This is a genomic window from Lysinibacillus sp. NPDC097279, assembly GCF_044761745.1.
In the GTDB taxonomy this organism is placed as follows: domain Bacteria; phylum Bacillota; class Bacilli; order Bacillales_A; family Planococcaceae; genus Lysinibacillus.
On sequence record NZ_JBIWDA010000001.1, the window covers coordinates 1,225,202 to 1,238,534 of the forward strand.

Consider the following 13,333-nt stretch of genomic DNA (forward strand, 5'->3'; position numbering starts at 1 on the left):
ATAGAGTATGATATCATTATTACTTGAACAATTAAGTACCACAAGAGAGCAGTTATTAAAGGAGATAGCAATTTACAACGATACACAATTCAACCAAAAGCCTGATGCAGATAGCTGGAGTATAGCCCAAATATGCCATCATTTAGTGCTAGTAGAAGCTTCGACAATCAAGGCAATTGCTTGGGCGTTATCTTCACAGGAAAATACGAATCCCGAACGTCAAAATGTTCAGCAAATAAAAGATAGAACTAGAAAGCTTACAGCGCCAAAAATCGTTGAACCTGCTTCTACGCCTTTTGAAAAGCATGAAATTTTGACGCTACTAGCTGATACAAGAAAGCAATTTACTGCTTTTTTGCATGGGATAGAAGATCCTTCTTTGCTAGCAAAAAAAGCAGTGAAGCATCCTGCTATCGGTAAATTACCACTCGACCAATGGATAGAACAAGTGTATCTGCATGAACAAAGACATATTGAACAGATACATGAAATGAAGCAAATCGTTGGCTAATCTGTATTAGGAGTTAACATGAAACAAAGAAAGATAAAGTTGTACACAAAAAAGTGCTTAACAGAACTTCGAAACACTCTATTATTTGAAGTAATCTGGAATATCATGTTATGGATTCCGAGAATGGTCTTTCGGCTATTGAAACAGTTATGGTAGAACAAATAAATAAAAGTCCGATTTCTCATCTTTTAAATTTACTGAGAAATCGGGCTTTTTTCATCATTTTAAATGAATAACCTATTGACGAACAACATAATCTGTTATATATTAAATAAAAATAAATACAACTGTTATAAAACAGTTTGTATAGGAGGAATTTTTGATGTCAAAATATCGAGATGGTTATGAGTTTTATTGTGAAATGTGTGATCGTTATGGGCTAGAACCAATTTCTTTCCGTTATTACGTTATCCAACTATCACAAGAACAACTTTCAGCTTATAATATGCAAGCGAAACAATTAGGAATTTAAAACATTAACTACAAAGGATGTGGTTATGACGGACGCCAACGTGAATAGTTTATGAAAAGCCCAGCCATACTAATTTAGTAGACTGGGCTTTTATAAATATGAAAGAAATTTCAGAAATTATTATTGACTTGATAACATAACTGTTATATATTATTTATACAAATAAATAACTGTTATAGTACAAAGAAAAGGGGAATAACAATGGCACAGTATAGAGAAGGTTACGAATTATATTGCAAAAAATGCGAGCAATTTAATTTAGAGCCAATTAATTTTCATTATTATATTAATAAGTTATCGCAAGAGCAATTAAAATATTACAATGAAGCTGCATACGAAAGGAAGTTCGCCATATGACAGACTATCGACAAGGCTATGAATACTATCGACAAATATGTAACAGCCATGAATTAGAGCCAATTAATTTTCATTATTACATGTTAAATTTATCACAGGTACAACTTGAAGCTTATAATGAACAAGCGAAAATGGTAGGAGGTCAAATTGAATATGAATTCTATTAACATGTAAAATGCCTTACTGCCCAGCTATGACAGTAAGGCATTTTCACATATAAATATATTTGGTCATTTGTGATTAACAAGGTAAATAGTATTTCTATAGTTTAAATAGTAGTACAAATGTAATTAAGTAAAATGGTAAATTGCTGAAACACGTGCGTTTAAAGTCATTCTTTTTTGTCTAATTTATAGAAATCTATTAATTTTGATAGGTACAGTTTGTATATTTGGGTTGAATTAACTGCTTTTCTAAGACTATAATATAATTACATAAAAAAGGGCCATCTACCACAACTTTATACCTCACTGTAATATAAAGAATAAGTACTAAACCCTCTTATTTTAATGAACGGAGAATGAAGATGATGAATATCACGCCTAGTAGTATTAATCAAGTAAACTACAGCCTGAAAGAATTACAAGATATTTTTTCAGCAATGAACAGTTCGATCATAGTAGCTATTACAGATCGGACAGGAAAAATTACCTTTGTTAATGATCATTTTTGTAAAATTTCTAAATATAAGCGTGAAGAATTAATTGGACAAGATCATCGTTTACTAAACTCGGGTTTCCATCCTAAATCATTTTTTAGAGAAATGTGGAAAACAATCGGAAAAGGTGCCATGTGGAATGGTGAGGTATGCAACCGTGCAAAAGATGGCAGTCTATACTGGGTGAAAACAACAATCATTCCTTTTCTCGATGATAATGACAAACCATATCAATATATTGCTATTCGAGTAGATATTACTGCACAAAAGGACATAAAAAAAATTACACATATTGCGTATCATGATGAATTAACAGGGTTACCAAACCGTCGTAAATTAGAACAACGTTTAGAAAATGAATTCCATCAATCCCGACGTACAGAAGAGAAGTTTGCGTTATTTTTCATTGATGTCAATCGTTTTAAAAACATTAACGACGGACTTGGCCACATCATAGGTGATATGTTCCTAGTAGAAATGGCAAACCGTTTACGCAATATAGATTTCACATCCAATTCATTTTATAGGCATAACAGTGATGAATTCGTCATGATTTTAAATGATGTTTCTCGTATCGAGGAAATGGCAAAAGAAATTATTGCCGTTTTCAATGACAGTTTCATCGTTGATGCTTACGAATTTTATGCAAGTATTAGTATTGGAATTAGCATTTTCCCCGATCATGCTAATTCAATTGAAGATTTATTAAAAAATGCTGACATCGCAATGTATGCTGCAAAATCAACACGTGGGAATCAATATAAGCTTTATCGACATAATATGGATGAGGCAAATGATAAATGGTTATTGCTTGAAACCAAACTTCATCAAGCATTAAAAAAGGATTTATTAGAGCTACATTATCAGCCAAAAATTGATTTAAAAACAGATCAAGTGGTAGGTATGGAAGCATTGCTTCGTTGGTATGATCCAGAATTAGGACAAATGCCACCAGATCGTTTTATCCCATTTGCGGAAGAATGTGGGCTTATAAATGATATTGGTATATGGGTATTACATAAAGCTTGCGCACAAGTTTGTGCATGGAACGAAACATTTCAATTAAATTTACGTGTAGCTGTTAATATTTCACCAATCCATATTAGTACACCAGGTTTTGTTGAAATGGTACGCGATGTAATTGAAAAAACAAAAATTGACCCACATTCATTAGAAATCGAAATTACAGAAATGAGTATGCTTGATTATACAGAAGAGCTGATAAATACGATTGAGCAGCTACGAGCATTAGGCATTACGATTGCATTAGATGATTTTGGAACGGGCTATTCATCATTAAATTATTTAAAAAAATTCCCTGTAGATGTATTAAAAATAGATCGGGCATTTGTGCGTGATATTCTGCCTGAGAAAACAGGGATAGCGATGATTTCCGCAATGATTTCGCTGGCGCATGCTTTAAACCTCAAAGTAGTGGCAGAAGGAGTCGAAGAGGAAGCTGAATTAAACGTGCTTCGTGAGCATGGCTGTGAGTTCGTCCAAGGCTATTATTTTAGTAAGCCGTTATCCGTGAAGGACTTCACGACGAACATTTTAAAACAATCACTAACAATTAAATCTAGCTCCTAATCGGGGCTAGATATTTCAATATTACATTAGTTTACATAATAATATTATTAATAAAAATATTGTTTATATTTTTTATAACAGATATGGTACAATTTGTATTGTGAACTTTCTAGTTAAGGAGGCTTGATCGTATGAGAAAGCATACTTTTTTTGCATAGCAAAGGCTATTGCAAAATATTGAAATCAAATAGCCTTTGCTCTTCCTAAAAGAACGATAAAACATTTAGGAGTGCAAACATGAGCTATAAAAAAGCAAATAATCTGTTACCAGCAGAATTAATCGCGTTAATACAAAACTATGTTGATGGTGAATATATTTATATACCTCGAAGACAAGATAGCAAGAAGTGTTGGGGGGCAGGCACGACAACAAAAAAAGAATTAGAAGTAAGAAATAATAATATTTATCAGGATTATCTTTCAGGCACTGATATGGAGACATTAAGTGCAACATATTATTTATCTTTAAAGAGTATTCAACGCATCCTACTTAAGGAAAAAAGAACAAATGGATAAAATAAGCTATGTGGTTGATTGCCACATAGCTTATTTTTATTTATGAAACAAATATGAGGTATTTTCATGGTCTATCATTCAACTATAATCTAACTAACAAGGTAAGCTAAAAGGAGAAATGAATGATGACTTTTTATGTAACGCAAGAGATAAATGAAAATGCTAAACAGCTAGTTAATAACGCACTTTATAAATTTAATTTAAAGCATTTTCCAGTAGATTTAAGAGGTAATTACGAAGAAATGAATATATTCCTTAAAGATGAAAACGATAATGTTCGTGGCGGCATTCTTGCAGAAGTATGTTGGAATTGGCTAGAAATTCACACTTTAATGATAGATGAGGACATACGAAAATTGGGATTTGGCACAAATTTATTACTAGAACTTGAGCATATGGCTTTAGCAAAGCAGTGCGATTTTATTAAGGTAGATACATTAAGTTTTCAAGCATTAGAATTTTATAAGAAGCACGGTTATCAAGTATTTGGGACTTTGGATAATGTAGGTAGAGACTTTAAGCATTACTATTTGAAAAAAGATTTAACGAAGAAGAAATAAATGGAGGTTTAACAATGCATAATTTATTTACAGTTGACTGTGGTGATATTTTTTTAAGAGAGTTTTGTAGTGATGATGCCGATGGGATTTATAAGCTTACTTCACAACCAGAAGTATATGAGTTTTTGCCAGATTGGCGTTCTACGAGAGAACAACGATTAAACTGGATCATTAATGATGAAATACCATCCAACAAAGCTTTTTTATCTGCTGTTCCTAATATTAACGGTCATAATTACTTAAAACTAGCAATTATATTAAAGGAAACGGGCGAAGTGATTGGTTTTTGTAATACTGGAACGAAAGAAGAGCTGAGTGAACCAAATCAAGAAATTGCCTATGCTATGTCAAAACATTTCAGAAATCGGGGCTACACAACTAAAGCAGTAAAAGGCTTACTACATTACTTGTTTGAACAGACAAATATTGAACAACTAAATGCTATCATTCAACCGCGTAATGTCAGCTCTTTGAAAGTACTTGAAAAATGTGGTTTTGGTTTCGAAAAAACGATACAAATAGATTCACTAATGTATGGACATTACACTTTGCATAGGGAGGTTTGGAAAAATAGAAAAGTTCAATAGTTGTATTGAATACTTTTGAATGTAGCTAAAGTAGTCACCCTTAAGTAGAGCTAATCATATACTTAATTTACAATAATTATAATTAATGATAAAATCTATTAACCAATTAATATAGCATTACATTATGTAATTCCACCATTAATTTGGATTAAAAGTAATAGGAGTAGCTGCCAATAACATAAACCTATTTTAATATTTTTGTCTTAATAATGACGTCAAAAATGATAATAGGAGAATAAGTATGAATGAATTGAACACAGAAAGATTAAGAATACTTGCGCTAAATGAAGAAAACCTAAGATTACTCATTGATGACCCAAAAAAGTTAGAGCTTCAATTATCTTTAATGGAATCAGTTAGCTATTTAGATGCAGAACTTCAACAAGCGATGGAAATTCGACATTCTAAGTTAGTACGAGATAAGGAAAACTATATTTGGTATACCAATTGGTTAATTGTGTCGAAAAGTCAAAACTGTAGTGTTGGCGGAATTATGTTAAAGGGTCTTCCTAACGACTCTGGAGAGGTAGTAGTAGGGTATTACACTTTGCCTGAATATCAAGGGAATGGCTATATGACAGAAGCGATTCATTCAATGAAAAACTGGTTGTTAAGCCAGCATAAAGTGAAGTTTGTTGTTGCTGATACTGAAAAAGATAATATTGCATCTCATAGAGTATTAGTAAAATCAGGCGCTGTACTTTATAAAGAAACAGCGGAATTATTGTATTGGAGGTTTAGCAGAAAATAATTTCATAATATAACGTCTTCCTATTATTATGGGGATTCTTAAACTTTTTATAAAAGGGGATAGTGATTCTTTTGATAGACTTAATATTAGTCTTATCTTTTATGCTTAATCCAATATTCGCAATTGTTTTTTGCTTAAATTAAACTAGTTATTTGAAAAAGCTGATTGTCACAAAGGATGTAAAGACAAAATATAATATTATTTGGATGTGTATTGCTTCAACGTATATCGTGTTCATGTTAACTTGGATGTTACAAAAATTAGTGTGTAATTAAAGTAATAAGGTAGGGAAAGAAGATAAGGGATTATTTCTTTCCATCCTAAGGCCTACAATTATCGAAAAATTTCTTGCTAATCCTAAACAATGGAAAAGGGGTTTTAATTAGCTCTACGGTGAGGAAACTCAACATTTACTAAACGGAAACACTAAAGAGCCATCGTATTTATGATGGCTCTTTTTGTTATGAAAAGGCCTGTATAGTACTAACCGCTACATGGCATTAATCTCTATCATTAAGCACTTTTCGTGTCCTTCGATTAATGACGTTTAAAATCGTAATATAATTTTGAAAATCTTCCACAGTAAATTGTTCAAGATTCTTCAAATGGCTTCCATACTCTTCTTCATCTAATTTTTTATGATATTCGTATACTAACTTGCCTTTTGGTGTTAATTCGATAGTCAATTCTCGATAATTGTCAGGATTTCTATATTTAAAAGCTAAGTCCTTTTTAATTAGTTTATCGACCATTTGAGAAACTGCACTTTTCGTTCGGTTCGTTAAATCAGCAATTTCAGAAGTATTTGTTTTTACTTGATCACCAATTAAGTTTAGCGTATGTACTTCTATCATATACAGCTCGTCTTCAGTCCCATATTTTCTAGGAATGTTTTCGTAGGAGCTTATTAGTCTAGATGTCTCGTAAAGCGTTTCCATTAGTTCATAAAAAACTTTCTCCTTATCCATTCGATTAATCTCCTTTCAATATTTTTAGACATAATGATTTTATTCTAACATATTCGAAAATCTTATAATGATAGTTACTTGCAAAATAGATATTTTTTAAAAAATCTGAATTTTTTTATTGACCATTTTACAGTTAAGGTGCTAAACTGAGAAAAATTAAATTCAAACGTTTGAAAAAATGCTTTATAAAAGAAATATTGGTGAAAGTTAGAGGAGGAAATAAAATGCAATACAATTTTGATGAAATGGTTCAGCGCCGAAATACGTATTCCTTAAAGTGGGACGGTGAGGAGTTAATAAAAGAAATTGGTTATACAGAAAGATATGATCATGAGACGATTCCATTGTTTACGGCAGATATGGATTTACCAGTACCTCAACCATTGATAGAGGCGCTTCATAAAACCGTGGATCATCGTATTTTTGGTTACTCCGTATTTCCAAACGAGTACTTTGAAGCGATTCAGCATTGGTTTAAAAAAAGACATGATTGGACTATCAATAAGGATGAAATTGTATACAGTCCTGGTACGGTGCACGCATTGAATATTGCGGTTAGAGCGTTAACTAAACGCGGGGAAGGTATTATTATCCAACGTCCTGTTTACCCACCATTTACAGCAGCTATTGAAGGGAATGGCAGGATTGTTCGTAATAATGCAATGATACGTAACAGCGATGGCTATTACACAATTGATTTTGAAGATTTTGAAGCCAAGGCACAAGAAGAGAACACTAAAATGTTTGTTCTTTGTAATCCACATAACCCGACAGGAAGAATTTTTACGAATGAAGAATTGAAAAGGCTTTCAGATATTTGTGAAAAAAACAATGTCATCGTTATTGCAGATGAAATACACGGAGACTTGATACGAAAAAATCAAACCTTTACACCATTAGCTAAAATTGTGAGTAGTACAGACCATATTATTACTTGCACGGCCATTAACAAAACATTTAATGTCGCTGGTCTACACTGTACGAATGTAATTATTTCGAATCCTGAAATGAGAAATAGCTTTAGCGAAAAAATGGGCATGCAGTTACCATCTCCGTTTACGATATCTGCACTGATTGCTGTCTACAATGACGGGGAAGAGTGGTTAGATCAACTAACACAATATATTGATGACACGATGGACTATGTGAAAAGTTTTCTAGCTGAAAAGTTGCCGACGGTGAAAGTCACAATACCTGAAGGAACCTATGTCATGTGGATGGACTTTAACGGATACGGTCTTTCAGCACAAGAAATTCATCATCGAATTTATAATAAAGCGAATGTGCTGCTTGAAGATGGTGACCTATTTGGAAAAGAAGGTGAAGGGTACCAACGTATTTGTATTCCATCACCGAGACCACTTATTCAAGAAGCGCTTGAAAGAATTGCTAAGGAATTTCAGGATATCGAAGCAAACAATCAATTGGAAAGGTGAGAAGTATTATGAAAACATCCTATAGTATTGATTCGTTAAAAATGGCACAACAATTAGAGGATTATGTAATTGGTATAAGACGAGATCTTCATAGACACCCCGAAATTGGTTTACATGAAGTGCGAACAATAAAAGTAGTTACAGAAGAACTAAGAAGCATGGGAATCGACTACGAAATTGTGCCTGATGGCGGCATTATTGGCTTTATAGAGGGCAATCAAGCTGGGAAAACATTAATACTTAGAGCAGATTTAGATGCATTACCAATGAAAGAAGAAGAAACGAATTTAAAAATGAAAAAAGTAGTCGTTTCAAATACTGACCAAGCTGCTCATACTTGTGGACATGATGGACATACCGCCATGCTTTTAGGTTCTGCGAAAATTTTAAGTCAACATAAAGACAAAGTGAAAGGTAAAGTGCTGCTCGCTTTTGAGCAAGGGGAAGAAATGGGCGGAGGCATTTTTAACCTTTTAAAGCGCTTATGCGAAATTGGGGCAGATGGTGTTTGGGGAATCCATTTAAAATCTGATATGCCGTCAGGAAAGATATCTGTTGAAGCAGGGCCGAGAATGGCAGCTTCGTTTAGTTTTAATGTTGTCATAAAAGGAAAAAGTGGTCATGGCTCACGACCAGATTTATCAGTTGCGCCTTTAGATTGTTTTACAGACTTTTATAATAATTTAAAAGCGATGCGATTAAGCTCTTTAGATCCCTACAAAACGATTACTTATTCAATTGGAACAATTCATTCGGGCACTGCAATAAATATTATCCCAGAAAGTTTACAGTTTTCGGGCACTGCAAGATATTTAGATTTTGAACAAGGTGCACATGCAGCTAATGAATTTAAGAGAATACTAGAAAAGGTTAGTGAGTTGCATCATTGCACCTTTGAATTTATTACTGAGCCTAAGGAATGTGATTTAATTGTCAGCAATCAAAATGATTGTGCTCAACTAGCAATGGCCGCTGTAGAAGATGCAGTTGGGGCAGATGCATTGTACGCTACACCAGCTTGGATGGCTTCCGAATCATTTGCATTTTATGAAAAATATTTTCCAGGTGTCTTTGCATTCGTCGGTATACAAAATTTAGAAAAAGGAGTCGGAGCAGAACATCATAATGTTTATTTTGACATAGATGAAGATGCATTAAAGTTTGGTGTAGCGGCTACTGTACAATACGCACTTCATTTTTTAGATAATGAAAATCCTATTGAATTTACTCCTGATAAAAGAGATATTAAAAGTTTATTTGTTGAAAACGGTTTTGCGCAGTTAGTAAGACAATAAGCTACATTCATAAATCGATGGAAAAAAGGAGATAGAAAAATGACACGAAAAAGACTTTGCTACTTATTATCGTTCATTGCATATTTTGGCATGCCTATAGGCATCCCCTTTATAAGAAGTGCTGAACCTTACGTTTTAGGTCTTCCATTTCTGCTATTCTGGATGGTTTTATGGATTTTATTAGGGACAGGCATAATGCTAATAGTGCACCGAATAAATCCTAGTGCGAGAGAGGAGCTAGAATAATATGATTATTTCAGTAGGAATCATTGCATTTTTCTTATGTGTTGCTTTACTTTTAGGTGTTATTGCAAGTAGAGGAAAAGATATGAGTCTCGAGCAATGGAGTGTTGGGGGCAGGGGTTTTGGATCTATTTTCATTTTTTTATTAATGGCAGGTGAAATATATACAACGAGCGCATTTTTAGGTATTAGCGGCTGGATGTATGGAAAAGGCGGCGCAGCATTTTACAATATTATGATGCTAAACTATGTTATTGCCTATTGGTTAACGCCGAAAATATGGAGCTATGGAAAGAAACATAAATTACTATCACAATCTGACTTTTTTGAAAAGGCCTATAAAAGTAAAGCACTAGGTATGCTAGTAGCTGTAGTAGGGTTAGCCGCTTTAATTCCTTATTTAATTATCCAGCTAAAAGGTCTAGGCATTATCGTATCTGAAGCTTCCTATGGTGCGATTGATCCGAAAATCACGATTTGGATTGGTACAATTGCGATGATTGTCTATGTGATGGTTTCTGGTATCCATGGCTCAGCTTGGACAGCTGTAATTAAAGATTTTCTTATTTTAGGTGTTGTATTATTTTTAGGGCTATACTTACCTTTCCATTATTATGGGGGGATACAACCGATGTGGGAGGCAATTGAAGTTGCTAACCCAGGGTTTCTATCGTTGCCAGACTCTGGTTTAAGTGCCTCATGGTATGTATCGACGATGATGTTAACATCCTTAGGATTTTATATGTGGCCTCATACATTTGTTGCTACATTTTCAGCAAAAAGTGGAAATGCCTTAAGGAAAAATGCAATTATGCTTCCTATTTATGCTTTGTTCATCTTATTTGTACTATTTGCGGGAGCAGCCGCTATTTTACAAGTACCAAATCTTTCGGGTGGTAATGTCGATTTAGCATTATTTAAAATTTCCACACAAACGTTTAATCCTGTTATCGTTGGCTTTATCGGAGCAGCGGGGCTATTAACTGCTATTGTGCCAGGATCATTAATCTTGATGTCAGCAGCAACGCTCTTTGCGAAAAATATATTAAAACCGCTTCGTCCTCAAACTACGGATCAGCAAATTGGCATCATTGCACGTTATACAGTTCCTGTGGTGGCATTGATTGCATTGTATTTTACGTTTAGTGGTGGTGGAGCTATTACATTATTATTCTTAATGGGGTATGGTCTCGTTACGCAATTTGCACCTGCCGTAGTCTTTAGCTTTTTGAAGAAAAACCCATACACAGTACAAGGCGTATTTGCAGGGATTATTGTTGGTGTGGCGATTGTTGGTTGGCAGGCTGCTACAGGTACAAATTTAAGTAAATTGTTCCCAAGTTGGCCATCTTATTTGCAAGATATCAATATCGGTTTTCTTGCATTAGGCGTTAATATTTTTGTAAGTTTAACTGTTAGTGCATTTACGAGAAAAGGCATTGTTATGAATGACGAGTCTTCTAATGAAAATGCAGTAGAAAGTATTTCTTAATCATTATTTTCAGAATATTTTGAATTTATTTCAACGAATAATAAGTAAACGGAGGCATTTTTAATGGAGAATAATAGTTTATATCAAAAATCATATATTCGCAGATTACCTGAGCTTGCCAAACTAACACCAACGACGTTTAAAGCATTTGCTGATTTCGATAAATTAGCACTTTCTGATGGAATCATACCTAAAAAAACGAAAGAGTTAATAGCTATTGCTGCTGCACATGTCACTGGATGTCCTTATTGCATCGATGCACATGTTGCGAATGCAAAAAAATTACACATTTCTATGGAAGAAATAGCAGAGGCGATCATGGTGGCTACTGCATTAAAGGCTGGCTCTGCTATAGCACATGGCTTAAATGCATTACAGGCATATGATGGAGAGAATAATGAAGATTTATATCAACAATCTAATATTGCTCGCTTTAAAGAAATGAATGATTTAAGTCCCGAAGCTTTTCGTGCATTTAATAAGTTTGATTTAGAGGCATTGAAGCCAGGGCTCATAAGTAAGAAAGATAAAGAGTTAATTGCTGTTGCGATTGCGCATATAACTGGTTGTGCATATTGTATTGAAATTCACGTCAAAAATGCAAAGAAATTAGAAGTTTCCCGCGAAGAGTTAGCTGAAGCGATTTTCGTTGCTACTGCGCTAAAAGCAGGTTCAGCACTTGCTCATAGCGTAAATGCACTTAACGCTTATGACTTGTAACACGAAACAATTAGAAAAAGGATGGATTAGCAAATGACACAAATTATTTATACGGACAAGGCACCAAAGGCCATTGGTCCATACTCTCAAGGGGTTATTGTAGGCGATTTACTATTTTTATCAGGACAAATTCCTGTTGACCCTACAACTAATGAAGTAGTCGAAAGCGATATGATAACGCAAACCAATCAAGTAATGATAAATATAGCAGCTATTTTAGAGTCTCAACATCTTTCTATTAAGAATATAGTTAAAACGACAATTTTTTTAAAGGACATGCAACAATTTGCACTTGTAAACGAGGAGTATAGTAGACATTTGGGAGATCATCGTCCTGCAAGATCAACAGTAGAGGTAAGTCGACTACCTAAAGATGTACTCGTAGAAATAGAAGTCATTGCATCAATAAAAACTAAATGAAGTAATATGAAAGTTATGAGACATTTCCTATTAAATTAGGAAATGTCTCTTCTTTATTTTATTTCTTCAAGCCTGCTGCGAAAAAAGGACCATTTAACGTAATGGTAGATAATATTTGAGCCATTTCTTGTGGGGTTTCTTTTCGATCTTCTAGCAACCATTGTTGAATAACACCGATATGTGCTGAGGCAATATAAGAAACTAAGTATTCCCCTGGGACTAGCAAATTGACCTGCTTTATGGGATTTTCAGTACTTTCAAATAACGTTTTCCACATGAAATTTTTTAATTTTGTTTGAAAAGATAAATCACCATTTGGACCTAAAATCGCCTTAATAAAATTTCGATTCCGCTCCAAAAATTCAAATATTAACACGGCAATTTCAAGTGGCTGTAAGATTGAATTATTCGTATTTATGCTTGCCACCAATTTAGCTATATTTTGTTTTGCTATATTTGACATTTCTAGCATAAACTCTTCTTGGCAACGATTCATTAAATCGTACTTATCCTGATAATGTGCGTAAAATGTTCCTCTATTGATTTTCGCTTTTGTTGTAATGTCCTTCACTGTAATTGACTCAAAGCCTTTTTCTTCAATTAATGCTACAAAGGCTTCTTTAATGGACTCAATTGTACGAACTACGCGTAAATCATTGTAGTTTTCTTTCACATTTGCTCCTCCTAAATTTTATCCGACATATTACTGAAATGTGTTCTATAAACGACATCAAGTTCATTTTTGATTATTGAAAGC

16 protein-coding genes are annotated in these 13,333 nt (G+C 33.8%); 14 read left to right on the forward strand and 2 right to left on the reverse strand.

Annotated elements, in window-relative coordinates; translation table 11 throughout:
• Positions 1-7 precede the first annotated feature (7 nt).
• The 8 genes from ACIQ1H_RS06230 to ACIQ1H_RS06265 all read left to right on the forward strand — a co-directional run bounded on the left by ACIQ1H_RS06230 (position 8) and on the right by ACIQ1H_RS06265 (position 6,002).
• Entirely contained in the window at positions 8-511 is a 504-nt protein-coding gene (locus ACIQ1H_RS06230; protein ID WP_402887343.1) for a DinB family protein, read from the forward strand.
• A 322-nt stretch (positions 512-833) separates the two neighbouring features.
• On the forward strand, positions 834-983 hold the full coding sequence (locus ACIQ1H_RS06235; protein WP_401011309.1) for a transcriptional regulator: 150 nt from the start codon (positions 834-836) through the stop codon (positions 981-983).
• Positions 984-1,336: 353 nt separating this feature from the next.
• Positions 1,337-1,507: a transcriptional regulator gene (locus tag ACIQ1H_RS06240; RefSeq protein ID WP_402887345.1), complete on the forward strand. Its 171-nt coding sequence runs from the start codon at positions 1,337-1,339 to the stop codon at positions 1,505-1,507.
• Between the two features lie 359 nt (positions 1,508-1,866).
• Positions 1,867-3,588: a putative bifunctional diguanylate cyclase/phosphodiesterase gene (locus tag ACIQ1H_RS06245; RefSeq protein ID WP_402887347.1), complete on the forward strand. Its 1,722-nt coding sequence runs from the start codon at positions 1,867-1,869 to the stop codon at positions 3,586-3,588.
• 237 nt (positions 3,589-3,825) lie between these two features.
• Complete coding sequence (locus tag ACIQ1H_RS06250) at positions 3,826-4,104, forward strand: CD3324 family protein (protein ID WP_402887348.1); 279 nt, start codon at positions 3,826-3,828, stop codon at positions 4,102-4,104.
• Positions 4,105-4,229: 125 nt separating this feature from the next.
• On the forward strand, positions 4,230-4,664 hold the full coding sequence (locus ACIQ1H_RS06255; RefSeq protein ID WP_402888558.1) for a GNAT family N-acetyltransferase: 435 nt from the start codon (positions 4,230-4,232) through the stop codon (positions 4,662-4,664).
• Between the two features lie 14 nt (positions 4,665-4,678).
• Positions 4,679-5,251 (forward strand): GNAT family N-acetyltransferase, encoded by a 573-nt coding sequence (locus tag ACIQ1H_RS06260; protein WP_402887350.1) that lies wholly within the window; start codon positions 4,679-4,681, stop codon positions 5,249-5,251.
• Between the two features lie 241 nt (positions 5,252-5,492).
• Positions 5,493-6,002, forward strand: coding sequence for a GNAT family N-acetyltransferase (locus ACIQ1H_RS06265; protein ID WP_402887352.1), 510 nt, complete (start codon positions 5,493-5,495; stop codon positions 6,000-6,002).
• Positions 6,003-6,502: 500 nt separating this feature from the next.
• Here the strand turns inward: ACIQ1H_RS06265 and ACIQ1H_RS06270 are convergent, their stop codons facing one another.
• Positions 6,503-6,970: a MarR family winged helix-turn-helix transcriptional regulator gene (locus ACIQ1H_RS06270; RefSeq protein WP_172771510.1), complete on the reverse strand. Its 468-nt coding sequence runs from the start codon at positions 6,968-6,970 to the stop codon at positions 6,503-6,505.
• Positions 6,971-7,194: 224 nt separating this feature from the next.
• Between ACIQ1H_RS06270 and ACIQ1H_RS06275 the strand changes: the two genes are divergently transcribed.
• The 6 genes from ACIQ1H_RS06275 (at position 7,195) to ACIQ1H_RS06300 (ending at position 12,576) form a co-directional block, all read left to right on the forward strand.
• Positions 7,195-8,406: a MalY/PatB family protein gene (locus tag ACIQ1H_RS06275; protein ID WP_402887354.1), complete on the forward strand. Its 1,212-nt coding sequence runs from the start codon at positions 7,195-7,197 to the stop codon at positions 8,404-8,406.
• Positions 8,407-8,414: 8 nt separating this feature from the next.
• Entirely contained in the window at positions 8,415-9,701 is a 1,287-nt protein-coding gene (locus tag ACIQ1H_RS06280; protein ID WP_402887355.1) for an amidohydrolase, read from the forward strand.
• A gap of 39 nt (positions 9,702-9,740) precedes the next feature.
• The gene (locus tag ACIQ1H_RS06285) at positions 9,741-9,947 is read left to right on the forward strand and encodes a DUF3311 domain-containing protein (RefSeq protein WP_172771507.1); all 207 of its coding nucleotides are present in this window, start codon (positions 9,741-9,743) and stop codon (positions 9,945-9,947) included.
• 1 nt (position 9,948) lies between these two features.
• A complete protein-coding gene (locus ACIQ1H_RS06290; protein WP_402887357.1) occupies positions 9,949-11,436 on the forward strand; it encodes a sodium:solute symporter family protein in 1,488 nt (495 codons plus the stop codon).
• Between the two features lie 63 nt (positions 11,437-11,499).
• On the forward strand, positions 11,500-12,156 hold the full coding sequence (locus ACIQ1H_RS06295) for a carboxymuconolactone decarboxylase family protein (RefSeq protein ID WP_402887359.1): 657 nt from the start codon (positions 11,500-11,502) through the stop codon (positions 12,154-12,156).
• Positions 12,157-12,189: 33 nt separating this feature from the next.
• Entirely contained in the window at positions 12,190-12,576 is a 387-nt protein-coding gene (locus ACIQ1H_RS06300; protein WP_402887360.1) for a RidA family protein, read from the forward strand.
• A gap of 58 nt (positions 12,577-12,634) precedes the next feature.
• Here the strand turns inward: ACIQ1H_RS06300 and ACIQ1H_RS06305 are convergent, their stop codons facing one another.
• Entirely contained in the window at positions 12,635-13,249 is a 615-nt protein-coding gene (locus tag ACIQ1H_RS06305) for a TetR/AcrR family transcriptional regulator (protein ID WP_402887362.1), read from the reverse strand.
• Positions 13,250-13,333 lie beyond the last annotated feature (84 nt).